This window comes from Fluviicoccus sp., assembly GCF_030646115.1.
Classification (GTDB): Bacteria; Pseudomonadota; Gammaproteobacteria; order Pseudomonadales; family Moraxellaceae; genus Fluviicoccus.
In genome coordinates this window covers 574,863-598,959 of sequence record NZ_JAUSMX010000009.1, presented here as the reverse complement: position 1 = coordinate 598,959, position 24,097 = coordinate 574,863, and the positions used below count along the sequence as shown (strand labels likewise).

General features: G+C 54.2%; 21 protein-coding genes. 2 read left to right on the top strand and 19 right to left on the bottom strand.

What is annotated here, in order from left to right; all coding sequences use genetic code 11:
* A partial coding sequence (locus Q7T36_RS08530) for a hypothetical protein (protein WP_304846543.1) occupies nucleotides 1–9,795 on the bottom strand: 9,795 nt, incomplete at its 3' end.
* A 268-nt stretch (nucleotides 9,796–10,063) separates the two neighbouring features.
* On the opposite strand from Q7T36_RS08530, the gene Q7T36_RS08525 reads away from it, so the two are divergent.
* Both Q7T36_RS08525 and Q7T36_RS08520 read left to right on the top strand, forming a co-directional pair.
* Nucleotides 10,064–10,660: a hypothetical protein gene (locus Q7T36_RS08525; protein ID WP_304846540.1), complete on the top strand. Its 597-nt coding sequence runs from the start codon at nucleotides 10,064–10,066 to the stop codon at nucleotides 10,658–10,660.
* Nucleotides 10,647–11,018 carry a hypothetical protein gene (locus Q7T36_RS08520; RefSeq protein WP_304846537.1) on the top strand — a complete coding sequence of 124 codons (372 nt, stop codon included), beginning with the start codon at nucleotides 10,647–10,649 and terminating at the stop codon, nucleotides 11,016–11,018. Before Q7T36_RS08525 ends, Q7T36_RS08520 begins: the two co-directional genes overlap by 14 nt.
* 12 nt (nucleotides 11,019–11,030) lie before the next feature.
* Here Q7T36_RS08520 and Q7T36_RS08515 read toward each other — a convergent pair whose 3' ends face one another.
* From Q7T36_RS08515 to flgA, 18 genes are read right to left on the bottom strand one after another with little or no spacing between them, the layout of a single operon-like run.
* Nucleotides 11,031–11,735: a sigma-70 family RNA polymerase sigma factor gene (locus Q7T36_RS08515; RefSeq protein WP_304846534.1), complete on the bottom strand. Its 705-nt coding sequence runs from the start codon at nucleotides 11,733–11,735 to the stop codon at nucleotides 11,031–11,033.
* Nucleotides 11,736–11,752: 17 nt separating this feature from the next.
* Complete coding sequence (fliP, locus tag Q7T36_RS08510; protein WP_304846531.1) at nucleotides 11,753–12,493, bottom strand: flagellar type III secretion system pore protein FliP; 741 nt, start codon at nucleotides 12,491–12,493, stop codon at nucleotides 11,753–11,755.
* Entirely contained in the window at nucleotides 12,490–12,852 is a 363-nt protein-coding gene (locus Q7T36_RS08505) for a hypothetical protein (protein WP_304846528.1), read from the bottom strand. The genes fliP and Q7T36_RS08505 overlap by 4 nt, the downstream gene beginning before the upstream one ends.
* Nucleotides 12,852–13,898 (bottom strand): FliM/FliN family flagellar motor switch protein, encoded by a 1,047-nt coding sequence (locus Q7T36_RS08500; protein ID WP_304846525.1) that lies wholly within the window; start codon nucleotides 13,896–13,898, stop codon nucleotides 12,852–12,854. The genes Q7T36_RS08505 and Q7T36_RS08500 overlap by 1 nt, the downstream gene beginning before the upstream one ends.
* A gap of 42 nt (nucleotides 13,899–13,940) precedes the next feature.
* Nucleotides 13,941–15,116 carry a flagellar basal-body rod protein FlgF gene (gene flgF / locus Q7T36_RS08495; RefSeq protein ID WP_304846523.1) on the bottom strand — a complete coding sequence of 392 codons (1,176 nt, stop codon included), beginning with the start codon at nucleotides 15,114–15,116 and terminating at the stop codon, nucleotides 13,941–13,943.
* Between the two features lie 15 nt (nucleotides 15,117–15,131).
* On the bottom strand, nucleotides 15,132–15,545 hold the full coding sequence (locus Q7T36_RS08490; RefSeq protein ID WP_304846521.1) for a flagellar hook assembly protein FlgD: 414 nt from the start codon (nucleotides 15,543–15,545) through the stop codon (nucleotides 15,132–15,134).
* Nucleotides 15,535–16,311 carry a hypothetical protein gene (locus Q7T36_RS08485; protein WP_304846519.1) on the bottom strand — a complete coding sequence of 259 codons (777 nt, stop codon included), beginning with the start codon at nucleotides 16,309–16,311 and terminating at the stop codon, nucleotides 15,535–15,537. Before Q7T36_RS08485 ends, Q7T36_RS08490 begins: the two co-directional genes overlap by 11 nt.
* Nucleotides 16,295–16,759: a hypothetical protein gene (locus Q7T36_RS08480; RefSeq protein ID WP_304846516.1), complete on the bottom strand. Its 465-nt coding sequence runs from the start codon at nucleotides 16,757–16,759 to the stop codon at nucleotides 16,295–16,297. The genes Q7T36_RS08485 and Q7T36_RS08480 overlap by 17 nt, the downstream gene beginning before the upstream one ends.
* On the bottom strand, nucleotides 16,749–18,101 hold the full coding sequence (locus Q7T36_RS08475; protein ID WP_304846609.1) for a FliI/YscN family ATPase: 1,353 nt from the start codon (nucleotides 18,099–18,101) through the stop codon (nucleotides 16,749–16,751). The genes Q7T36_RS08480 and Q7T36_RS08475 overlap by 11 nt, the downstream gene beginning before the upstream one ends.
* Complete coding sequence (locus tag Q7T36_RS08470; protein WP_304846513.1) at nucleotides 18,085–18,846, bottom strand: FliH/SctL family protein; 762 nt, start codon at nucleotides 18,844–18,846, stop codon at nucleotides 18,085–18,087. The genes Q7T36_RS08475 and Q7T36_RS08470 overlap by 17 nt, the downstream gene beginning before the upstream one ends.
* Nucleotides 18,843–19,232: a hypothetical protein gene (locus tag Q7T36_RS08465; RefSeq protein ID WP_304846510.1), complete on the bottom strand. Its 390-nt coding sequence runs from the start codon at nucleotides 19,230–19,232 to the stop codon at nucleotides 18,843–18,845. Before Q7T36_RS08465 ends, Q7T36_RS08470 begins: the two co-directional genes overlap by 4 nt.
* Nucleotides 19,233–19,243: 11 nt before the next feature.
* Nucleotides 19,244–20,629, bottom strand: a complete 1,386-nt coding sequence (gene fliF, locus Q7T36_RS08460; protein ID WP_304846507.1) for a flagellar basal-body MS-ring/collar protein FliF — start codon at nucleotides 20,627–20,629, stop codon at nucleotides 19,244–19,246.
* Between the two features lie 5 nt (nucleotides 20,630–20,634).
* The gene (gene fliE, locus Q7T36_RS08455; RefSeq protein WP_304846504.1) at nucleotides 20,635–20,934 is read right to left on the bottom strand and encodes a flagellar hook-basal body complex protein FliE; all 300 of its coding nucleotides are present in this window, start codon (nucleotides 20,932–20,934) and stop codon (nucleotides 20,635–20,637) included.
* Nucleotides 20,931–21,326 carry a flagellar basal body rod protein FlgC gene (locus Q7T36_RS08450; RefSeq protein ID WP_304846501.1) on the bottom strand — a complete coding sequence of 132 codons (396 nt, stop codon included), beginning with the start codon at nucleotides 21,324–21,326 and terminating at the stop codon, nucleotides 20,931–20,933. Before Q7T36_RS08450 ends, fliE begins: the two co-directional genes overlap by 4 nt.
* Nucleotide 21,327: 1 nt before the next feature.
* Nucleotides 21,328–21,708 carry a hypothetical protein gene (locus Q7T36_RS08445; RefSeq protein WP_304846499.1) on the bottom strand — a complete coding sequence of 127 codons (381 nt, stop codon included), beginning with the start codon at nucleotides 21,706–21,708 and terminating at the stop codon, nucleotides 21,328–21,330.
* Nucleotides 21,709–21,719: 11 nt separating this feature from the next.
* Nucleotides 21,720–22,850 carry a flagellar basal body P-ring protein FlgI gene (locus Q7T36_RS08440; RefSeq protein WP_304846496.1) on the bottom strand — a complete coding sequence of 377 codons (1,131 nt, stop codon included), beginning with the start codon at nucleotides 22,848–22,850 and terminating at the stop codon, nucleotides 21,720–21,722.
* Nucleotides 22,832–23,404 (bottom strand): flagellar basal body L-ring protein FlgH, encoded by a 573-nt coding sequence (locus Q7T36_RS08435; RefSeq protein ID WP_304846493.1) that lies wholly within the window; start codon nucleotides 23,402–23,404, stop codon nucleotides 22,832–22,834. Before Q7T36_RS08435 ends, Q7T36_RS08440 begins: the two co-directional genes overlap by 19 nt.
* Nucleotides 23,394–24,092, bottom strand: a complete 699-nt coding sequence (gene flgA / locus Q7T36_RS08430; protein WP_304846490.1) for a flagellar basal body P-ring formation chaperone FlgA — start codon at nucleotides 24,090–24,092, stop codon at nucleotides 23,394–23,396. The genes Q7T36_RS08435 and flgA overlap by 11 nt, the downstream gene beginning before the upstream one ends.
* Between the last annotated feature and the right edge of the window lie 5 nt (nucleotides 24,093–24,097).

Here is a 24,097-nt window from a genome sequence, read left to right as displayed (position 1 = left end):
AGGCCAATCGTTCGCCGAACTTGAATTCCCCGTTTTAATGCTGAGTTGATCTTGCGTCAGTGTCGCTGAGGTGACCGACGGATTATGCGTCCACGTCGATGGCAGAGCCCCTCCGGTAAAGTCTACAACCTGAATGGCGTTCAGCTTTATCGCGAAATCGGATTCGTTAGAAACATCTGCAAAATTGATGGCACCGGCATAACGCAGTGTTTCCGTGACTCGACCCAAGCTGTCATAACGCTGTTCCGTCACAAACCCCAAGGCATCAACGGTAAATCGCAACTGGTTGTTGGCGTTGTAAACGTAGCGGGTGACCTGTGCCCCAGTCACATCCAGTGACCCTGGATTGGCCAGCCAAGTTGTCAAGTCCCCTGGTTTTTCCACATAACGGACTTCCTTCACCACCCGGCCTAAGCTGTCGTACTGACGCTCCGTCACATAACCCAAGGCATCCACACTAAAGCGTTGCTGACCATCGGCGTCATATACATAACGAGTCACCTGCGCAGATGCTTCCGGATTCGCACTCCGACTCGAAATGCTCAGGTTATCCAAATAGATGACCGGCCCCGTCGATATTGTTGTCGACGGTCCGGTCACGGTTACACCTCGGAAACTGCAGGTGCCCCAAGTCGAAGTCGAAGTAGACCCTGCAAACCACTGGCTGAAGCCTGAATCACGGTTATTTCCCTTTTCATAAACATACGCCCATGTTCCATCCGCCATCGTTTCAATCTCCACCACATAGGTGGTATTGATCTTGGCCATACCCAACATTTTGCCGCCCGAGACTCCCGGCGCTCGCGTTACTCCATCAATACGGCCCCCGTTGAACTCGATGCTATGCTTCCATGGAGAGTTATCATCGGACAACGTCAAGGTCACGAACGCATTGCTTAAGCTGCTGCCCGTTGTCACCTCTCCCCGATAGACCTTACCGGCCTGATAGGCGGATAGCTGCTGTTCTTCAAAGACTTTGGGATATTGAGTGGTGGACAGGGCGTTATTCGCCTGTGGCTGCACGGCAAGACGGCCATCGACAATGGTTGTACCACTGTAAGTGCCCAGCTTCCAACCCACTGGCATCAAGGTGCTGCCAAGATCCGCCACGGTCAGGCTCTTTAATTGCAGATCAACATCTGCTTCGGTGACGACTGCATCAGCATTGATTGCCTTCGCATGCTTCAGCGTTGCGCTGACCCGGCCCAGGCTGTCAAAGCGCTGCTCCGTCACATAACCCAGGGCATCCACGGTGTACCGTAACTGATTATCCGCGTCATACGCATAACGAGTCACCTGCGCCCCGGCCGCACTCAGGTTCACCGTATTCGACAACCAGGCCTCTGTATAGCTGACCGTCCCGACCGGCTTCTGTGTATAGCGTATTTCCTTGACCATCCGGCCCAACGCGTCATACTGCCGACCCGTCACATAGCCCAGCGCATCCACACTGAATACCGCCCGGTTAAGGCGGTCATAGACCACGTTTGTCGTGGCCGTATCCGTCGGGCTTGCACCATTGGCCGCCGTTACCGCCGCCTGTATCTCCGAGAGCACCAAACTCGCCGGAACACTGATTTTTTGAGCATAACGGATCGTCTTGGTGACCCGGTCAAGACCGTCATAACGGTTCTCGGTCACATTCCCCAAGGCGTCCACCGTATAAACCACACGGCCATCCAGGTCATAGCGGTATTGTGTGCGTTGCGCCACAACATCAGCTTCAGTGACCGTCACCGGTGCATTGGCATTGACCGGCTCAGCGTAACGCAGACTCTCAATGACATGTCCCAAGGCGTCGAATCGTTGCTCGCTTAAATAACCCAAGGCATCCACGGTAAAACGCTCGCGACCCGCGCCGTCATACACCCGCGTTGTTGTCACCGCCGCCTTGTTCAGCAGCGCCGTCGTCAGCGTGCCTTCCGTCAGTGTCAACGGTACGGCGGTCAGTGCATCGCTATAGCGTTTTTCCTGTACCACCCGTCCGGCATCGTCATACACATATTCCGTCACTGCATTCAGCGGATCGAGCTGGAACTTGGCGCGTCCTGCTGCGTCATAAACCGTTCGCGTCCGTGACGAAAGTGTCGCCTGCGTCCCGTTCAGGTTCCATTCTTGCAGGTTGTCAATGCTGACTTTGGAGCCGTCATACGCCGGGTTGCGGCGGCCCCAAATGCGGAGCCGCATGTCAGCCCAGACTGAAGCATCGGAGCTCTGGCTAAAGCCGCTCTCACGGCTCTGCCCCTTTTCATGAACATACAATGTCGTCCCTTCCGCCCGCGTTTCCACCTCAACAACATAGGTGGTATTGGCCTTCGCCACGCCAAGCAAGACGGATTTTTCTTCCTTGTCAGAGTAGGCCACCGACCGCAGGTTGCCGTTATCAAAGAACAGGATATGGCGTCGATAAGTCGCACCATAACTGTTCTTGCTATTCTCCAGGCCTATCTTGAAGCTCTTCGGCAGGGTGGCGCCCAGGCTGAACTCCGCATGGTAGGTCATGCCCGGAGTGAACGTCTTGAACGCACTCTCATAGACCGAGGGTTCGGCTTCCGCACCCATTGCGTTGGTCAGGGTCAGCTTTCCCTCACTCAGCGACAGCACATCCGTGAAATTTTGCACGGTCATGCCTGAGACGCCGTTATCATCCAGGTCATCCGACCAAACGGGGTAAAGCTGCGCGGCAACTGCCGCTTCGCTCAACACCGTACCGGCCGTCAGGGCAGCCGCATGACGGATGGTGTCCGTCACCCGGCCCAGTGCGTCATAGCGTGCTTCGGTAACCTGATTCAGGGCATCCACGGTAAAACGTTGTCGGCCCGAACTGTCGTAGACATAGCCCGTCCGCTGGGCGCCGGCTCCGGCCAGGCCCAGGGCTGCCCCCACATCCGACTCTGTGGCGACAGTCTCCAGCGGAATCGCACGGTCATAACGCCGCACCTCGGTAACATGGCCTGCGGCGTCGTAGCACTTCTCGGTGACATTGCCCAAGGGGTCGATGACAAAGCGTTGCCGGTTCAGGCTGTCGTAGACATAACGTGTGCGGCTGCCCACAACCGCTGCTGACGTACGGGTCGAAATCGACAGGTTGTCGATATACGCCTCACCGTTGGTATCTGTAGGGGACTGCACACCGTAGAGGGTAAAACGGGCCTCATCCCAGCCGATGCTGTCAAACTCATCCTTGTAACCTTCGGCTCGGGTCTTGCCTTTCTCGTAAACATACAGCGAAGTGCCACCGGCACGGGTTTCAATTTCCAGCACGTAAGTGGTGGATGCCGCCGCAACCCCCAGCAGCGGCGTGGCGCTGATGCTGTTATCGTTGATAACGCTGTACCATTTGCCTCCGCTGAGATAAAGGGCATGGCGACGGTAGTTGTTAGCTGAAAGTCCGGCCGTGGAAGATTGGCCCTCGTTGGATAGGCCCACGATCAACCGGCTCGGCAGCGTGGCGCCCAGCGTGATCTCCATCCGATATTGCTGGCCTGGCTCAAAAGCGCGTGATGGCCCTATCAGCGTCTGATTGACACTGGCTGTATTATTGACGGAGCAAAGCACCAGACGCCGACTTACTGAATCGTAGCGAAACAGGCCTGGGTAGGTATTCAAAAGGGTCTGTGAGGCTGACGTCAGCGCCGTGAAACCGGTATCCGGCGAATTTGGGGCGGCGGGCCAGATCAGTGTATCCGCCGGCAACTCGCGCTCATGTGTAATCGTCTCAGTGACATTCCCGGCCGCGTCATAACGCGTTTCTGTCACCTGCCGCAGGGCATTGATCTGGTAACGAACCCGGCCGTCACGGTCGTACACCGCAAAGGTTCGCTGGTCACGGGCCGCATCGGCTGCCGGCGCCGAAATGGTCACCGTTCCCGCCGTTGCCGTCGCGCTCACTATGTCACCGTAGGTGTCCCGGGTGGCCTTGGCGATGACGTTGGCATACTTCAGGGTGCTGATGACCCGGTCATTACCATCATAGTAATACCGGGTGACCTGGCCCTCGCCATCCACCGTGTACATCAGCAGCCCGGCTGCATCATTGACATACCAGGTGCTGTTACCCAAGGCATCAATTTTACGCGTCAACCGGCCTTCCAGGTCGTACTTGTACTGCGTGGTCAGGTTCAGGCCTTCCGGATCCTGCGTTTCACTGATCCGGTGACCCAGGTCATCGTAGGCATACGCCATCACCTGCTGCGCCGGATTGGCGGTATCGCCTCGACTGATTCGGAGTTGACGACCCACGCCGTCATACGCGTAACTCGTGGTCAGCTTCTGTCCAGCTGGATCAACCGTGACCGTCAGCATCTGTCCCTTGCGGTCATAGCTGTAATCGGTAATCCGTTGCCCCAGGCTGCCATCACCCTCCGTGACCCGGACCTGGCGGCCCTGGCCATCAAACGAATATCGGGTGACATTCCCCGTCGTGGCCTCATCCAGACGGCGGATGACACGGTTGGCGGCGTCATACTCAAAGCGGGTCTGCGCCCCTTGCGCATCGGTCGTCTGAATGAGTCGCCCGGCAGCATCGTACACATTCTGGTTGTCATTTCCCTGTGCATCGACAGATCGTGCCAACTGGCCATTAAGGTTGTATTCATAGGACGTAGCATTTCCACGACCATCAACAACCTTCAGCGTTTCGCCGTGCCGGGTCTTCCAGGTGCTAAGCGTGATACCTTCCGGCGTGGTTACAGTGACTGATCGGTTGACGTCATCATAAGCATAGGAGGTGCTGTTACCATTGACATCTGTCTGCGTCAGAACACGGCCATAAGCGTCGTATATGCTCTTGCGGGCATGAACCAGAGGATCGGTTACCGTAATCTGGCGGCCATTGTTGTCGTACTTGGTGGTGGTCAGCTTTCCCAAGGCATCCGTTTGTTCAATGACCCGGCCAAAAGCGTCATACTTGGTCGATGTCACCCGGTTCAGTCCTGCTGGATCCAGGTCCTCAGTCACCCCGATACGCTCGCCGCGCTTGTTGTAGCGGTTCTCCGTAACGACGGTATTGGGAGTTGCCCCCGGTGTCAGCTGCCGGGTGGTCTGGAACAGCTGCCCGAAGTCGGTATAGCTGAAGCTGCTCTCGAAGCCTTCACCATCGGTCTGGCTGATCATCAAGCCGCGAGTGTCATAGCGGTATTGAGTCCGGCTGTCGATGGCGGAATTACGGATACCCTGCACCAGCGCCCTCAGGCCTGTGGTGAGTACGCCCCCCTGCAGGGCCTCCCGCCCCTCTGCACCCGTCAGGCGGCTTAACCCGCCCCCGACATTAATGTTGGTCAGGCTTTCAAAGTCATGGCTGTATATGCGGCCACGCGTCGAGCTGGCAACCTCCAGGTTGTCAAACAAAACTGTATGGCCTTCCTGCTTGTAGCCGCCATTAACATCAGCATACAAGTAGATATAAATCGCACCTGCGGCGGTGACCGTGCCGGTCACCGTCAGCGGTTGCCAATCACCGACACCATAGGCATCAAGCGCGGAGGTGCTGATAGCGCCGCCGCCGCTGCCTCCTAGCGCCACCCGCGCCCGGGTATCCGCCGTCGTCTTGAACCAGACCGTTGCGGTAATCACTTCGCCCACGGCGAAGCTTCCCAGCGCCTGCACGACATAACTGCTGGTTCCGGGCTTGTAAGCGACCTGAAGGGACTGGCTGCCATCAAAGCTGGTGACACTGCTTTGCCTGGCTGCATCCACACGCGCACCCTGCAGGAACCAGCCGGTCGTGGCGGTTACCGTGGCTGCCGGGGTCACCCCGCTGTCAAAGCCATCTGCCAACCATGCCACACCGTTCTTTAGCACCACCACGTCATCATAGGTGACCGAGTGCGCCGCGCTGGGGGCAGGATTAAAGGCATCCGCATTCAGGTAGAGGTAGAAATCCTCAGCGGCAGTCGCCGTGACGGTAATCGATACTTTTTTCCAGCCGCCCGTACCAACGGACTCTCTCCAACTGGACTGTGTAGCAACACCGGCGCTATTGCCCAGGTAAACCGCTGCCCGGGTATCTGTACCCGCCTTCAGCCAGACGGTCGCGGTCACCACATCTCCCGCCGCAACGCTGCCCAGGTTTCGGCTCAGCGTGCTGGGCGTCCCGCCCTGATACCACAGGCGGGCTGACCCGCTACCGCTGAAGGTACTCGAACTGCTCGCCGTTACAATATCTTTATACTGTGTCGAACTTGACCATCCGGTTAGACCACCTTCAAATCCATCCACATATTGAAAATTTCTGGCCTCACAGGTGACTTCCAGATCATCGTAAATAACATTATGGCCTTGGACACGGCTCGCACCATCGCGGTCACCATAGAGATAAACAGAGAGCGGATCACTCGAAGTAGCCGAATAACTGACTTTTATCTGCTGCCACTGTCCGTTTCCGCTCACCCTGACATACGCGCCGGAGCCTCCTGACCCCACATACATAGCGCCTTGAGTATCAGCATCAGCCTTGAACCAGACTGTTGCCGTCAGGACATCCCCTGTCTGGAACGTCTCACCTGAAGGTAAAAAGCCGGTTAGATTACGGGAAATACTGCTATTACTAGTCCCCGCCCGATACCAGATTCGCGCCGCTTGATTACCACTATGCGTGGTCTCCGTGGCCCGGTCGTTCTGGTTAGGGGCCAGCTTGGTCGTGTAGCGTGTTGTTTCCTGAACCTCGCCAAAAGCGTTATAGATGGTTTCGCTAACCTCTCCCTCTGCACTGATGGTGTGGGTCAGACGGCCTTCGGCATCGTAGTAGTAGACTGTCCGGTTACCCGCCGCATCGGTAAATGCCGACTTGCGGCCCAGCGCATCATATTCATATCCGGCGCCAAACTGCCGGTACACAGCCGCCTGTGACGCATCCGCCATGCCGCTCGTGATGCGAGTTGATGCCTCTCCCCCCAACTGCCCCACCACCTGGCTATAGGCGTCATAGCGGTTACGGGTGCTCCGCTCTTCACTGCTCCCCTGAGCAGCCGTTTCCCGAACGACACGGCCATAAGAGTCATATTCATAAGCAGTCACGGTCCCGGCGGTATCGGTCACTGTCGATACCCGGCCCAGGCTGTCATAGGCTGTTGTGGATGTCTGGCGGGCACTGGCCTGCAATGCCGTCTTAAGCGTACTCAGCATTGTCGAGGAAGCGACTGATCCCGTATAAGGGGTGGCGTAACGGATTGTCTGCTGCGCGTTGCCGGCGGCGTCATAGACCGTCTCTGTCAGGAACTGCTGTTCATCCAGCACGCCGGTGCGCCGACCGGCGGCATCGTAAAAATAGTAGGTGCTCAGCGCACCGGTGGCTGATGGCCGCACATCCGTCAAGGTGGCGCCGGCTTGCTGCAACGGCGTAGTCACCACCGCATATCGCTTGGCCTGGAACAGCTGGCCTGCGGCATTGTAGATGTTCTCAGTCAGATAGCCTTCGCCGTCGAGAACGGCCTGCGGGCGGCCTTCCTTGTCATAAAAATAGCGGCTGATCCGGTCTCCGGTCTGTGTCTGGATCAACTGACCGCGGGCATCGTAACTGTTCATGGTGACGACATTGGCGGCATCTGTCACTGTCCAGAGCCGGTCAGCGGCATCATACGCATAGGCTGTTTGCCGGTCCGCCACCGTTGCCACGGGGCGAATTTGGCTGACCAGCGTCTTGGTCATGACTCCCGCGCTGCTGATCCAGTCACTCGTATCAACGCGGGTGGCATAACGGCGCTCCACAGACAGCCCGCCGGTGGCGGTATAGGTGTACTCTGTCACCGCGCCGACCCCGTCGACGCGGGCGCTCACACGCCCTGCTTCATCATAGAAGGTAAAACGACGTCCACCGGCTGGATCCAGCTCAGCAACCAAACGGCCCGCAAGGTCGTAGGTGAATACAGTCACCCTGGACAAGACGCCTGTACCACTCTCGGCCACCGTCAACAAGCGACCGCTCGTATCGTAGCTATTGGTCACAATGCGACCGCTGCTGTGGGTAACCGTCAAGGTGCGGGCAACGCCGTCATAAACGTTGGTATGGGTGCCATCCGCATCAACCTGGCTTTGCAAGCGCCCCAAACCGTCGTAGACATTGCTGGCCAAGGTCGTCTTGCTGCTTCGATCTGGCCCACGAACCGCGATGGTCTGCAGCAACTGGCCGGAACCGCTATAGGTGTACTCGGTAACAACGGCTGCAGCATCCAGAAGGCCATTGCCCGTGCTGTCCACAGAAGCGTAATCCGTGCGCTTGGCGAGGTTACCGTAAGCATCATATTGCGTGAAACTCAAGGTAGTGCGGGTCTTGTCCTGGGAGACAACCCAGGTATTGAGCGCAGCCTCGGTCATGGTGCTGGTGTAAACCGCACTGCCGTACTGGATTACCCGCTCTGGCAGGCCTTGGGCATTATAACGGTACTCCGTCACCCGGCCTTCGGCACTGACGAAATAGCGCAGGCGGTCAGCGCTGTCATAAAGATAGTTCGTGGTCTGACCAATCGCCGGGTCTGTCCAAACGGCGGTTGTGCTGTTGTACATGGATGCTGTGGCATATCGCGTTTCCGTCAGCAGACGGCTGGTGATGCTATAGGTGCGGCGCAGCGTATTGCCCAGGCTGTCTCGTTCCAGGGTGCGGTTGCCATTGGCGTCGTATCCGTAGGTCAGCGTTTTACCGCCAGAACTGATCATGCCCACGTTGCTGTCAGCATCATAGCTGAAGGCCGTTGTCGTCAGCGGTTGACCGGCTACGGACGGACTACGGACTTCAACCAGCCGCTGTGATTCGTCGTAACGGTAAACCCACGCCTGGCCCAGCCCATTGCTGACGGTCGTGGTACGGTCTGCCAGATTCCCATAGTCAAACGTCGTGACGCCGGACGCATCCGTGACGGTACGCAAACGGTATTCACCGCCGGCAGGCACTTGTTGATACGTAAAGCTGACGCTGCCGCCGTCACTCTGGCTGACGGAGGCAATCCGCCGGCTGAAGACGCCATTGGCGTCATCGTAGGTATAATCTGTGACATAGACCTTGGCCCCGGCAGACAGCACCCCGGCAGGCGTGGCCCCGGCATCAGCAATGCTGTTGTCAACGGTCAGGTCCGTCAGCACGCGCTTCAGACGTCCCTGGGCATCGTAATAGTAGTAGACCTGCTTGGACGGCGTGTCGCTACCGCTCAGACGGGTATCTAGGCGTTCCAGCTTGCCGCCCGCATTGTAGTTGTAGATCAATTCCGCGCCGGAACTATCGCGGACTCCGGCCAGACGTCCCGCCGCATCATAGCTGTAACTAATACTGGTGCCGTCGGTAGCCGTGACGCTTTTGAGGCGGCTTTGCCCTGACTGCCCTGAAGCCGCCTCGTAAACTTCACTCGACCGGGTATCGCCATCGACCCATGTCCAAGTGGTGTCGCCTGACGACCAACTCAGGGAGTCATGCGCTCCGCGACCCTCAGCAGACTGGTAGCGACTGCCATTCCAGGTATAAAGCGTCTCGTGCCCATCGCCATTGATACGGGTGACGGTGCTTCCGGCAGTGTTAACCGTACCGGTCAGTATCAATCGACGCTCGCCATCCCAGCGCCAGCCGTCAGCATCTCCGTCATTGGACTGCCCCAATGCGTTATAAGTCCGAAGTGCCGGCAGGTCCTGGCCAATTCCGGAAAGTTGCTCATCGGTAAATTGCAGAATCAGGTTGCCCGTCGCTGCGTTGACGACAGCTTGGCCGTTTGCCTGCCCAAACCCGGCTTGTCCACTGACTCCGCTGCCACCCAAGGTGTTGAGCGAGGTGTTGAACAAACCCAGTCCGTTTCCCGATACGATGGCAACCATTCCCAATTCTCCACAAGCAATGCTTAAACGACTCTGCGACACCTGCCTGACATCACAAGCGCCTTATCTATTACTCTTATTCCCCGGTTTCAGAAAAAGTTAAGGACTGAAACAACATTTTTTTGTTTCTTACCCCTGTGCAAGACAGTATCCTTTTAATGCCAAACGGACTTCATGCCGATCAGGTGCTCTCACCGGTTCAGCCACATGACCCAAGGCATATATCATGCTTGCCCCCTTGACCCATTGTCAGACCGGAGCCCCGTCAGTGAACCTTGATGCCACCGAGTACCTGCACCTCGCCTTGCATGCCGTGCAAAAAGGCGATCATCATGCCGCACTGCTGTACCTGAAAAACGTTTTGGAACTGCAGCCGGACAACTCCGCCGCCCACTATCTGATGGCAGCCGAACACGCCGAACTGGGTCTTCTTGAACGCGCCGCTGAAGGTATGGCCGAGTCGCTGCTTCTGGATCCTGGACTGGACATTGCACGCTTCCAGCTTGGATTGCTCAAACTGCAGCTTGACCGGATTCCGGAAGCCGCAGAAGCCTTCGGCACTCTGGTTCAGGTGTCCACCGATACAAGTTTGCGGGAATTTGCCAGTGGCTACATGGCCCTGATTGCTGAAGACAAAGCTTTGGCCATTCCGCATTTTGCGGCCGGATTGGAATTATGCGATAACAATCTTGCACTGAAACAGGACATGACCCGGGTATTGGACAGCTTGCAACCCGCCTCAACCATTGATGAGGCCAGTGCATCCGCACCGTCCGTCTCCTTGGAAAAACCTAGCGATTCCGCCTCGCTGTTATTCCTGGGCGCGTACCGCGACTCTCTGGATGCCGGACATGAACCCGATTAACCCGGCCAGAATCTCGCAGATACTCTCCGCCCTGTCTTCACCGAGTGAACGGTCCGCAAAGACCGTGCAACCCAGCCGGACTTCCGAGCAAAGCGAAAACCGCCGTGTTCTGGCCAAATTGAGGTCTCGACTGGAAAACCGACTGAGCGACCTGAAAGATGAACCAGACTATGCGGCACAAGCTCCCGTCATCGCCATTCAGGAAATGCTGCTCTGGGAATTCGGGGACCGGATTTTGGAAAATCCGGAGTTTGAACGGGTTGTCCATCAGGTCGCGGCCACCCTGTTGCAGGATGAGCGTATGGCAACCGCCTTGCACAAATTGATTAACAAGGTGACTACTTCGTCCGGCGCTTGAGTACAATCGCCTTTACCAGCAAATATCCAGGTCATCCGTTTGCTCAAAACCAAGCCTGATCTTTTTTAGCGCTTGTTTATGCAACTGCGATACTCTGGCCTTGGACACACCCAGCAACTCACTGATCTCAACAAAACTCAGATATTGGTAATAATGCCCAACGATAACCTGTTTTTCATTTTCCGGTAAAACAGCCACAAACCCACCCAACAAGTTGTGCTGCTGCTCTCTGGCATATGCATCCATGGGGCCGGACTCCAACTGGCGATCCACCAGGCCGGACTCAAGAAAGTAGCCAAACGCCAAATCAATGGCTGTATCAACCAACAACTCGAATGAAACTTCGGCAGTATCTATGGCCAATGGAATATTCTTGGTCTGATGTACAGCCGGCAAATCCTGCACATAACAAGACAGCCCCTTAAGCACAGCCCCCTTCACGTAATGTTCGGCAAATGTCTGAAAGCGAACGCCACGATCAGGGTCAAACCGATCCAGGGCTATCAATAACCCTTGGGATGCAAAATGAACATAATCCCCCCAGTCGGCCAGACGGTGCGGATAAAGCCCCTGAATCTGACCGGCCAACATGCGGCACCAGTCGCTATAGTAATAGAATAGCGTGGCGCGGCCGGCCGGATTCTGACTGGTTTTCCAGTACTGCCAGAGCTCTCCCTCGGCAGCCGCATCAGATTCAACTTGCGAATAATTACTCATGAATGCGCTGCCGCCCCTTACCCGGCGCTTCGCACCAATACCTGAGCAATCAACCCCCATCCGTCAATCATCAGAAACAGCATGATCTTGAGTGGTAATGATATGGTCACAGGCGGCACCATAATCATTCCCAACGACATCAGAATGGAGGAAACCACCAGATCAATTATCAGGAAAGGCAGGAAAATCACAAATCCGATCTGAAATGCCAGTTTCAACTCACTGAGCATGAAAGCCGGAATCAGTCTGAACGGAGACAACTCCTCAATCGTTGTCGGCATCGGCGCTTTGGCTAATTCATGAATCAATGCCAGATCAGACTCCCGGGTCTGTTTGACCATGAACTCCCGCATGGGTGTCCAAGCCTCGTGACTGGCCTGATCCAACGGCATCTGACTGCCCATAAAGGGCTTGATTCCTGCCTCATACGATTTCTCCAGTGTCGGCGACATAACAAACATCGTCAGAAAAAAAGCCAGCACAATCAACACCATGTTCGGAGGAGTTTGCTGCAACCCCAAAGCCTGGCGCACTAGCGACAAGACCACGATATTCCGGGTAAAAGTCGTCATTGCAATAAACAGGAAAGGAATCAGCGAAAGCACTGTCAGCATGACAAACATACTGACAGGGGATCCTATCTGGTCAACTTTCAAGTTTGTCCAGTCTGCGGCGGCTGTGCCGGCAGCACAGGCCGGCATTGCCACAAACAAGGTAACCGTCAACACCATGCCCTTGATGAATGACCACTGCGTCATGATAACTCTGCCACTTTCTCAATCGACAGCTGATTTCCACTGCCGTTCAACAGGGTAACGGAAACTCCGGTTGAAGATTCGGTTATCAAAATGTCTTTTCCTTCTGCACGCACCAGGAATAATGTGGTACGGGTGGAAAGTCTCAATGTCGCTGCGCATTGCATGATATTCACCGAGCGCCGGTTATTGACAAGCCAGCCCTTATTCGCCATCACACGAATTACAAGATAGGCTGCGCCCAGTAACAACGCCGTCAGCATCAGTTCTTTAAACATAAATGCCCAACTCACGACTGACTCCCCCTGATTCAAAGGCAAGGATGCAGCCTTGACGGGCAATGCAGCTTCCTGGGCAGGCATTACAGGATTTCCAGTATCTGGATGCCGAAATGATCATTCACCGCCATCAGATTCCCCCTGGCTACGGGCTTGCCATTCAAACGCAACAACACCGGCTCTTCGACAGATTGATGCAGGGTTATGACTTCACCTGCCTTGAGGGAAAAAAGCTCCTCAATACTCAGGGAGGCGGTACCGATTTCCGCCGTCAACTCCACCGACACATGCTTGATCAACCCCATGTCACGTTGTACCAACGGGCCTTTGCCCGCAACTGCAGACGGCGTTAATTCGTCCAGCTCAATTCTTTCAACCACATCAGTCATGTGTTTTTGCTCCAGGGATTGTTTTTTTACAGGTGTCGACAACAACAAGGCTCTAAGGTCATGGTTTCGTCCCAAATGACCGACAGCAATCTCGACTCCGGTGTCCAGCATCAGGCGAAACGGCTCCGATAACAGGCTCTGGGCACGCAGTACGTCACCTGCTTCAAGGCGATAAACGTCACCCAACAGGAGTTCGGCAAGTGGCAACCGAACCACCAAGTTCACCTTAGACCGGCTGACAGCATTCTGTCGGCGCTCTAGTTGTGGGGCAGACACCTTGGTCTGAGAATCGACCTGGTCTGACGGAATTTGCGCAAATATATCAATGTTGAAATTTCCAACTCCAAGCCTTATCAGCACAATCGCCCGCCCCTTGTCATACAGGCCTTCAGGGTGCCGTCGGGTTAATCCGCCATCCTGCCGCAAACCGGCTGCATCGGCCACGCGGGCAAACAAATCCTCCCTCGCTTCCCCAAGCAGCGCCTCACTGACAGCATCATCAGGCAACATCGCAGCAAGCCTGCCGAATACCAGATCTCTCAACGTTCTGTCATTACTGCAGCCCAACCAGATTGCTCCATTGGTGCACGGCTGACCGGCCCACTCCGTATGCCGAAGTCGTGATGTTGAAGCCCAGCCGGATGCCTCTCCAATCTGAACAGCCAACGCCGCTTTCTCTTCTGGTGAAATGCACCAGCTTTCATACCAACGCCTGATAAGAGTCTCGAATTGGTCACTCAAAACGGATAACCGGTCTGCTCCCAACACTGTAAACCGTCTCATTCAACCTCCGCGAGTGTTGTTATAGAGTTGGTCCAGCATTTCATTCGCCACCGTCATAACCCGTGAACTCGCCTGATAACCACGCTGGATAATCAGGATATCCCCGAATTCTTGCGCCAAATCTACGTTGGATAACTCGATGTACCCCCCCTGTATTTTTCCAAACTGAACAGAATTTGGCTTCCCAATCTGCGGAGACATATTTTCCGGCGCTTTGAACATGGCTTTCTCTCCCTGAATCAGCGAGGACTCCTCGGCAAAATCCGCCATTGCCAACTGTGCACCGTCCTTTTTCTCACCATTGGAATAGGTGAACTTCATGACCCCTGATTCGTCAAAGCTGAAGGTCGTGAGTCCTGCCAATGCACTTCCGTCGATGACTTTCGCAGCCAGGCTGGATGAAGCCCCTGAAAACTGCGTTGACTTGGAAAGGCTGCCAGGCGTCCCGAAATCCAAAACAATATCCTGAGCCTGTCCGTTTACAGTCAAGGTCGCAGTAACGGTATTGAATCCGGCCAATGGGCTGCCATCTGCGCCAAAACGGACTTCCCCTTCCTTCAACGTGGTGGCGCCATTTGCCACGGTTACCTTCCAACTGTTGGGAGCCGTTGCTGTGGATTGATTACTGAAATTGATGGTCAGCGTTTGTACTCCCCCATTCGCATCAAACACCTTGACGGTACTAATGGAGTGAGTAGTACTGCCTGTCACCAGATTCCCGACCAGATCAATCTTGGTTGTCGGCTTCGGTGGCAGCGTCAGTTGCGGGGTTATATTCAGGTCAACAAGATTTCCGGTAGCATCCAGGCCGGCAAGTCTTAAGCCGGAGACGCTGTCTACAAGAACATTATCCTTGTCCAGCTTGAATTGACCGGAACGGGTATAGAGTAAGTTTCCCGCATCAGTACGGAGTATGAAATAGCCTTTGCCCTTGATAGCCAAGTCGGTATCGGTTCCTGTCTGCCGAAGTTCTCCCGCCTCGGTACGAAGGCTGGTGCCGGCTATTTCCGAGCCATAACCGCTGCCATCCGAATCGCCGCCACCCACGCTGCGAAAGAATGTGCCCGTGCCCCGAAAACCAGGAGTGTTCATATTGGACACATTATTCGACACATTGTCCAAACCCTTGGAGAACGAGAGCAAACCGCTCAACCCGTTATAGAATGCCTGCAACATGGGAATTTCTCCTTATTACCGTACTAACTGTATTTGGGAAAGTCGAATATCAGTAATCACCGAGCCGTCGGCCTGTTTGATAGTCAAAACGGGAGCGCCGCCGGCAAAACTTATGGCGGTAATTGTCCCAATAAACGAGTTGCCGGTATTACTGCCGGCCTCGACTTGCTTGCCGAGCAAACTCAAAGACTGTGCTGTCGCATTCAAAGTTACCAGACTGTCCATATTTTCATTGGTGACCCGGGCCTGCTCCAGATTGGCGAATTGCGCCATTTGGGCCAGGAACTCACGGTTGTTGATAGGCTCCAACGGATCCTGAAAGCTAAGTTCAGTCATGAAAAGCTTAATGAAGTCTTCCTGATTCAACCGAGACTCGGTGATATCCGAAGTCGTAGCTGAGAGCGCGCTGCCAATGGCATCAACGGCCATGTTTTTCTCCTGACTGAGGTTGCGGGGCCTCCCAATGGATATGCCCGTTAATTCTGATTCTGGCCGGGACGATCCCCGCGCTCAACATATGTTGCCGAATGTCATCGATAAGGCGGTGAACCTCGGCCTCGTCCAGATGATAATCCCTGATAACAACATCCACCCCCTGCTGTCCGGATACCCAATGGACCCTGCGGGGCAACCAGGAACAGATATCAGACAAGCTCGACCAGGTTGCTTCAACGGGCGCATCCTGCTGACATACCTCAGGCCGGCGCGTTTGGATATCTGAATTTACCAACCCGGATTTTCCATAAAAATCTCCCAACCCTGTCGAAGCGGCTGTATTCCAGACAAGACCCTTGGTGATCGCAGCCTCCCTTACTGCACTGAAACCGGTTAGCTGTAGTGACCCGCTTCCCGTATTCGGTATTGATACGTCATGATCCAGATAGGAAAGCCTGAGACCTGCCAGCAGACCCCATTGCACGCGCTGCTCAATGGGATCAGAGGCTGAAGTCCTGATCAAGGGTTGCCTGAAATCCGACAGCTCAACATCATGGAAATGTTCACTGTCACGCTCCGGACGCTTCACATTCCTGAATCGTGACTCCATGGAGGCTTCACTGTCTTCAGCAGCTTGCTCTTGGCCTGAAGCAGTTCGGTCAATACCAGCCTGTGACGCAAAATCCTCGCGAGGTTTCCCCTTTACTTGGTTATGCGTCTGGCTAACAACCGCCGCAGGAGAATCAATCCGGATGGACATGGCCGCTTCCTCGACGCTGGGAGTCAAAGATATCTTCCAGCTCCCTGGCCGATTGCTTAAGACGCCAAGCCGCTAATGTGCGCTCCTTCCACAAGGCGACTGCTCCTTCACTGGCATGGGCCTCCAGAAGCACTTTTCTGGTTAAGGATTGCCGTTCTTGACAGGCATGTTCTTCCTGTCGGGCAATCAGAACATCCTTGCGGGTCTGTAAAATGGCCATCAATCTTTCCGTATGAAGCTCCGTATCCACCACTTTTCCGGCTTCCTGATGGAGAGAGTAAGCAGCAAGCTCCCGCATATATTGATTCTGCCCGCAAGCAGAGACTTCACATGCCCGCTTCAATTCTCGACTGGCAATGGCATTGCCACGGGAGGCTTTATCACACTGCATTTCCTTGAGTTTGTGCAAAGCCCTGATGCGACGTATTTTGAGAAGATCATCGGGCATTGGCCATTCCCCGCTGGAGCTTGGACGTAAAGTCAGTACATATTGCCCAAGAGTTTTCCGGAGAGGAATATTGATCCGGAGACTGCCGCAAAAGGTTGTTCATGTCAGCTTCCATTCCTATCATGGTATCAAGTAATGCGCTGGAGCCTGCTTCATAAGCCCCCAACTGAATCAAATCTTCAGCACTCCGGAATGCAGACAAGGCTTGGCGAACTCGTTCGATTTGTTCTTTCCTTGTATCCTTGCAAAGCGCACCGGCCAACCGACTGATACTGTTCTGAATATCAATTGCGGGATAATGCCCGCGAGACGCCAGCTCCCGGCTGAGGACAATATGCCCGTCCAGAATGGCGCGCATATGATCCGCCACAGGCTCATTCATGTCATCACCTTCCACCAGCACGGTATAAACGCCGGTAATCGATCCCTGTCCGTTCACAGCTCCGGCGCGCTCCAAGAGCGGCGGCAGCAGTCCGAATACCGAGGGTGGGTATCCGCGACTTCCCATTGGCTCGCCGGTTGCCAGCCCGATCTCACGTTGGGCAAACGCAAAACGGGTGATGGAATCCATAATCAGCAGAACATGCTTGCCTTGAGACCTGAACCATTCAGCAATACCCGTGGCCGTATAGGCCGCTTGACGACGCATGACGGCAGGCTGTTCTGCTGAGGCCACCACCACTACAGCCCCTTTCAAGCCTTTGGCTCCCAAGCTGTCGCGCAGAAAATCCCCAACTTCACGGCCGCGCTCACCTATCAGGGCAATAACCGTGATATCGGCTTGCGCATGCCGGCTCATCATACCCAGCAAGGTACTCTTACCGACACCGCTTCCCGCCATGATTCCAATACGCTGACCACGACCAAGCGGCATGAACAGATCAACGGCACGCACACCGGTCACCATAAGGTCCTGAATGGGTCGGCGATGCAAGGGATTGATGGGGTTCTGAAAACGGTGCTCTTTATTTAAACTGCTCAACGATGGGCCGTCATCAAGTGGGTTCCCTCCGGCATCAATCACGCGGCCCAGCAGCTCATACCCAACCGGTATTGCATTAGTGTTACCCGAAGCGACTACCTCACTGGACAGGCAGAGTCCGTCTACAGAGGCATAAGGCATCAGCAGGGTATGATCATTCCTCAATCCCACTACCTCTGCCAGAACAGAATTTCCACCTCTGGCCGGCAGGATATCAACCAATTCGCCCAGCTGGACATCCAAGCCCGTAGCCTCAAGGACAAGTCCGTGTATCGCTCGCAAACGCCCCGTCCTGCTGCATAACCGGGCTTTTGACAACCTGTCCAGAAGTGTATCCCCCAGTTCATTCCACACGTTCATTCCCACGAAGTAATAACTGCTTCAATGATTCAAGCTGTTTTTCCAGGCTGGCGTCCAGAGAACCGTTGCCGTAATCAATCAGGCAGGAACCGGGTTTGGCGTGATCATCAACCCGTAATGAGTCCAGGATACTGTCTGAGGTATCTTCGGCAGCCATACGCTCATAATCAACGCGGGAGATTAAAATCCTGAAGGGGGAAGCGATGCGGTACTCCTTGATCGCTTGAGCCGCAATGTCTTTTACAAGCTCACCTTCAAGGGCATGTCTGCCCAGAATTTTTATTAATGATGCAAATAACAACTCCACCAATGCAGGAGCCATCTCGCCGAGCATTTGTTCACGCTCTTCTGCCAACGAAACGATCAAACCCCGAAGTTTTTCCTGATCCGACTTCAGGGACGCACGAAGTTTGTCCTCTTCGAGTTTCCATGCGCTGACAACCTGCTCTCTAGCATGCTTTAGGGCGCTCACCGCTTCATCGGCTGCATTCTTCAAGCCCGCCTTCCTGGCCTCTTCTTCCAATTCAGCCAATTGAACCGAAAACTGCACTTTCAGCGTGGCTCTGAGCGCTTCGGGTGATGGTTGGGCAGGACTCCCCGGAACAACAATGGCGGCCATTTCCTTAATTTGCTTTGCGCCATAAAGGTCGGTAGAAACAGGATTTCCGAGTTTTCTGGTCACTTCCGAGACAACAGATTTCTTCAGTACACTCGGATCCGCAACATGGCTTATCAAATTGCTCATGGGACGATTCCACCGCTGCTTATCCGGCGCTCCAAGCTGTTTAGAAGCGAAACGGGCAATTCGATACCCCGTAGTCGTGCCAACCACTCCTGCAATTGTTCATTATCAGACTGTTCACTGAAGCCACGTGATGCAGATAACAGTGCTCCCCAGACCGGGTGGACCAAAGGCAATCCGGTTGGTGTTATCTGTTCAATCTGGTCACGTAAAAGATCACTCACCACTCCGGGATTAGTCAGAAGACCCAGTTCATTTATCTCATCCAGTAATGCCAGCACTTGATTACGCTCGTTGTGATCAAGCTGCTCCAGAATCCATTGGCGATCCTGACGGCTTAAAACGGCAAGACGCAAAGTGATTCGGCGTAACGGGGCATCGCGTTCCATGTTGGATACTCCTACTGCGGTTCTTTCAGCCAACGACGCAAATCTGCCAACAATGCTTCGCGATCTTCACCGGAAAGATTTGGTGTGGTGTCCGGAGTCACAGCACCTTGGCGGAGTCGGGTGATGAATGCCAGCAAGGCCAACGAAAAAATCAGCCCGCCTGCCACTATCCACCAGAACGCCACCGGTATTGACGGAGTGACTGTTGTCGGGGTCACCTTGACTGGAGCGGTTGTTTCACGAACGGGCGCAGAAATCCGGGCCGCCGCATAGAGAATCGAAATTCGATCTCCGCGCGCCGGATTCAAACCCAGCGATGTGGTTAATAATTCCTGGATTTGAGTTGTGCTGACTCCGTCAACCGGTGTAGACAACACCACCCCGACATTCACACGCTCAAGTTTTCCAGCCGCATACTCAATCTCGGAGTGTTCCTTCCCGACTACATATTCTGTCTCGGATGTATCCTGTGTTCGTCCTTCACCACCACTGACCTGCCCGGAATCAGTTGCATCAGAGCTGCTGGTGTGAAGTTCTTTTTCACGCAGAACCAAACCATCTTCAGAACCTGCAACAGGAAGAGGGCGTTCACGTACCGCTTTGATCTTGTCGAAATTCATCTGGACATTAACGGCAACATAACCATTGTCTACTCCCAGTGTATGTTGGAGTAAGCTTTCCGCCTTGGTGCGAAGCTCGTTTTCCACTCTCGAGACCAATTGCAGCCGATCCGGCATCTGCCCTGCTAAATCACCGGAGTTCAACAATTGCCCGGCTTCATTCATGACTACAACATTTTCAATTGTCATACCCTCAACGGCCGAAGCGATAAGCTCCTGTATTCCCCTGGCCTGGCGACCATCAAGCACGGCTTCAGGACGTAGCTGGATAACGACCGAAGCTTTTGGCTGCTCGGGAGCCGTCAAGTATATGCCGGTACGCTTGAGGGTAAGGTGAACTCTGGCTTGCCTGATCTCCCGCATGCCCATGATGGTGCGTGCAAGCTCACCCTCCAGCGCCCGCTGGTAATTGATTTTTTGCGTAAATTCGGACATCCCGTAATCAGCATGGTCAAAAAGCTCAAATCCAGAACCAGCTCTGGTTGGAATTCCGCTTTCCGCCAGCTTCATACGCGCCTCACCAAGACGCTCCTCCGAAACCTCGATAGCATTGTCCTTGGTATTGATTCGATACGGGATATGTGCTCTGTCAAGGTTTGCCAGAATATCAGCCTGGGATGCCTCAGTGGCATTTTTGTAGAGTGGGGCATATGAAGGCGAAAGCGCCCACCATGCCGAAACGGCAAACAAGGCGACAATGACGGTGACTCCGATCGCCAAACCGATCGGCCGGCTTTTCAATGATGCAACTATATCTTGCTTTTCCACGATATTCATTCAACTCAGATCTGTAGACGGGAGAGTTCCTGATAGGCCTCCACCATTCGGTTCCGGATTTCGATAGACAATTGCAACGTCAACTTGGCCTGTTCCATCGCTATGACAAGATCATGGGGGGATATATCTTCCCCGGCCGCAAATGCAGCCAGAGCCGTTGAAGCGTTACGACTGCTTTTCTCCACCTCTGCCAAGCCATCCATCATGATTTTTCCAAAATCAGATGATGGAGCGCTCTGGCCGATGGTTCCCGCCCCTGATATGCTTTCCAGTGAAACCGGCATCACCGGTGTAATCAAACTCATGATTGTTTCCCTATTTCAAAAGCTTTGAGTGTCATGGCTCTCAGGCTGTTGTAAGCACGTACATCCGCCTCATAGGCTCTTGTCGCTGAAACCAGCGTGGCCATTTCGGTGGCAGTTTCAACTCTAGGATAATGAACCATACCCCTCGCATCAGCCATGGGATGATCCGGATCATGGACTTCGCGGTGAGCCGACACAGAGCGGGTTTCAGTTGGGAGTATTCCCAACTGGCTGCTGAACAGTGATGGCAGTACAGCTTGTCGAAGCGGGCTGAGAGCATCGGCTGCAATCGCCACATTGGTCATGGATAAATTGAAAGAAGCTGCCTCAACCCGCTGACGCTCGTAGGTCATCGCTGCTTTAACCACTTCGTTGATATTATCCAGCCTCATCTCATTTCCCTCCCTTTACTGCCAACTGCATCAAGGCAAATTGACGGGATACGCCATCTGCCAAAGCCTGATATCTACCGCTGGCGCTGGACAGCTCAGCGACTTCCTCATCCAGTTCAATCCTGGTGGACAATCCCGATGGGGTGCGGATACGTGAATCAACGCCTTCGCTATTCAACTCCATCACAGCACTTGCCAGGGTATCGGCATCGGACAACGACGCATGCAACATTTGCATGGCGCTCGCAATATCAAACCGGATAGCATGACTCCCCGGTACATTAGCCATGGAAATATTTCTGGCAGCCACTTTCGCACGCGCCTCTTCCAGCTGCATGGACACCCTCACAACATCGACAGCTGTCATTGGATCGATCGCCATCTTGCAACTCCCTATTGGATTATTAGTTCTGCGTGTAAAGCACCGGCCTGATTGATCGCCTGAAGCACGGTGATGACATCCCTTGTACTCAAGTGAATGCGGTACATGGCCTGCACCAACTCCCCTACCGTCGTTCCATCCTTGAGCTGAACCGGAACAGGAACTTGTTCAGTCACAGAAAGCTTGGTGTCCGGCACAACCACTGTGCCAACACCATCACCGGGATGCGCCAACCACCCCGGTTGCGAAACCTGATAGCGTGTGCTGATTTCAACATTCAGATTTCCGTGGGAAATACTGACTTCATCAATCCGAACCTGTCCGCCAGACACAACGGTGCCGGTTTTTTCGTTGACAATGACACGCGCAACATGATCCGGCGTAACACTAATGTTTTCAATTCGAGAAATGAGCTGAGGAATATTGGCCTTTACTCCAGCCACCGGAATCTCGATTCTGGCTCCGTGAATTACCTCTACACCGTTTAACGCCAACTCACGGGTCAAACCATCCGCAATGCGTTGCGCAGTTGTGAAATCCGGCTCGTTCAGAATCAGTGTAATTTTGTCTTTCTCCGATGACTCATGCGCTTCAGGGTGACGCTCAACATTGGCGCCACGGGGAATACGTCCCGCCGTAGGATGATTTTTCCGTCGACTGCTGTCGTTGGCTTCAAAATCATACCCTCCTACCGACAACGCACCTTGAGCCAAGGCATACAGTTTCTGGTCTGGCCCGTAAAGGGGGGTCATTAGCAAAGAGCCGCCCTGCAGACTTCGGGCATCACCCAGCGATGCCACCTCAACATCCAGTTTGTCACCTGCTTCTCCATAGGCCCCCAAACGTGACGTCACCATGACTGCAGCCGTATTCCGGCTGTTAAGATCCGCCTCGGTCAGGCTGACATTGAAATGCTTCAAAACATTTACCAGCGATTGCCTGGTGACCCTATTCTTCTCCGAATCACCAGTACCTGAAAGACCTACAATCACACCATACCCCACCAAAGGGTAATCGCGAATCCCTTGAATCCGAGCCAACTCTTTGATCCGAACTTTATCTGTGCCGGCCGCCATGCCGGGCTGGATGAGCATCAGCCCCATCAGCACCACCAAGACTTGCCTCATAAAATTCTCAACCATTTAAATAACCTGAAGAAAATATTCTGCTTTTGTGCATCTGCAACAACACCGTCTCCCTTAATATCGATGCTGGCCTCCGCTAGCCGATAAGAGAGAACTGTGTTTTCGTAACCGATATCATCCGGTCTCACCAAACCTGAAATCCGGATCAACTGGCGCTCATCATTTACTGTCACCACTTGTTCGCCCTGTACACGGTACAGTCCATCAGGCAGCTGCTCGGTAATGCGTACGGAAACATTGGCTCTAACCTGACCGCGACGGCTGGTCTGGCCGTTGCCGACTGTATCTCCACGAATACCCAACGCTGCCTGGTTCTTGTACTCATTGCCGCTGGCGCTGGCGGATATTGCAGTATTACTGTTTGCGCCGGTGCCGGCAGCAGACTCAGCGGAAGTAGACTCCACTACCAGAACTGTCAGGATATCCCCGAGATGGTGCGCATGCCTGTCACTGGTCAACCCACGATACGTATCTGGATTGATCAGACTGTTTTCTCCCGCCCAAACCGATCCGCTAATCAGCATGCATACAGCAAAATGTTTAAATCTCAATGAACACCTCTCCTTTACCAGATACGGTGGCGGTCGTACTGATCGTTGCACCTTCAACCATAACCTGCACTGAATGGCCTCTTTGTCCGGACTGTAGCACTGTTCCCCGAGTCCGGAGCTGCAGACCACCACCTCTCACAATGACCTGAACGCTCCGGTTCCTGAAAACCATTGGCTCATCCTGAAGGTCTGCATTCAAGACAGGTCGGCCTGGTTGTGTGCTACGAACCAACCATCGACCATCAAGATTATCCGCCAAATCATGGCTGAGTGACTCAATGCCGGCCATATCCACCAATTTTTTCTGCGGCTCAGCTACTGTAACCGGTTGATCTGCTTCGGAGTGTCGCCCATAGACCCAAGCCATCCGCATGGCTTCCAACCGAAACCACACCGTAACCTTCCGCATACGGGATTGGCAGTCCACGCCAGTCAATTCAACCGGTATACGACTCCGCAACTGCCGTAAATCAGGTTCCATTTTCTGGATATTGATTTGGGGCCAAGGTGAAATCAGGCTTAGTCCAATTAGTTCGAACGGTTGACTGGCATCCGTTTTTATAAGCTCAACCAATTGTGAGGTAACTTGAGCTTGGTCTGTTAGCGAACATGCCGTAACTGGGTCGGACTGTTGTGCATAAACCCCTCCCATGGCCACTATCATTGTCAGAAACAACACAAATTGCATCTGAC

Bases quoted from the DNA above. Each gene is read 5' to 3' on its own strand.
- Q7T36_RS08520 (WP_304846537.1), top strand. From the start codon at position 10,647: ATGAACCCGATTAACCCGGCCAGAATCTCGCAGATACTCTCCGCCCTG.
- Q7T36_RS08515 (WP_304846534.1), bottom strand. From the start codon at position 11,735: ATGAGTAATTATTCGCAAGTTGAATCTGATGCGGCTGCCGAGGGAGAG.
- fliP (WP_304846531.1), bottom strand. From the start codon at position 12,493: ATGACGCAGTGGTCATTCATCAAGGGCATGGTGTTGACGGTTACCTTG.
- Q7T36_RS08505 (WP_304846528.1), bottom strand. From the start codon at position 12,852: ATGCCTGCCCAGGAAGCTGCATTGCCCGTCAAGGCTGCATCCTTGCCT.
- flgF (WP_304846523.1), bottom strand. From the start codon at position 15,116: ATGTTGCAGGCATTCTATAACGGGTTGAGCGGTTTGCTCTCGTTCTCC.
- Q7T36_RS08490 (WP_304846521.1), bottom strand. From the start codon at position 15,545: ATGGCCGTTGATGCCATTGGCAGCGCGCTCTCAGCTACGACTTCGGAT.
- Q7T36_RS08485 (WP_304846519.1), bottom strand. From the start codon at position 16,311: ATGTCCATCCGGATTGATTCTCCTGCGGCGGTTGTTAGCCAGACGCAT.
- Q7T36_RS08480 (WP_304846516.1), bottom strand. From the start codon at position 16,759: ATGCCCGATGATCTTCTCAAAATACGTCGCATCAGGGCTTTGCACAAA.
- Q7T36_RS08475 (WP_304846609.1), bottom strand. From the start codon at position 18,101: ATGAACGTGTGGAATGAACTGGGGGATACACTTCTGGACAGGTTGTCA.
- Q7T36_RS08470 (WP_304846513.1), bottom strand. From the start codon at position 18,846: ATGAGCAATTTGATAAGCCATGTTGCGGATCCGAGTGTACTGAAGAAA.
- Q7T36_RS08465 (WP_304846510.1), bottom strand. From the start codon at position 19,232: ATGGAACGCGATGCCCCGTTACGCCGAATCACTTTGCGTCTTGCCGTT.
- fliF (WP_304846507.1), bottom strand. From the start codon at position 20,629: ATGAATATCGTGGAAAAGCAAGATATAGTTGCATCATTGAAAAGCCGG.
- fliE (WP_304846504.1), bottom strand. From the start codon at position 20,934: ATGAGTTTGATTACACCGGTGATGCCGGTTTCACTGGAAAGCATATCA.
- Q7T36_RS08450 (WP_304846501.1), bottom strand. From the start codon at position 21,326: ATGAGGCTGGATAATATCAACGAAGTGGTTAAAGCAGCGATGACCTAC.
- Q7T36_RS08445 (WP_304846499.1), bottom strand. From the start codon at position 21,708: ATGGCGATCGATCCAATGACAGCTGTCGATGTTGTGAGGGTGTCCATG.
- Q7T36_RS08440 (WP_304846496.1), bottom strand. From the start codon at position 22,850: ATGGTTGAGAATTTTATGAGGCAAGTCTTGGTGGTGCTGATGGGGCTG.
- flgA (WP_304846490.1), bottom strand. From the start codon at position 24,092: ATGCAATTTGTGTTGTTTCTGACAATGATAGTGGCCATGGGAGGGGTT.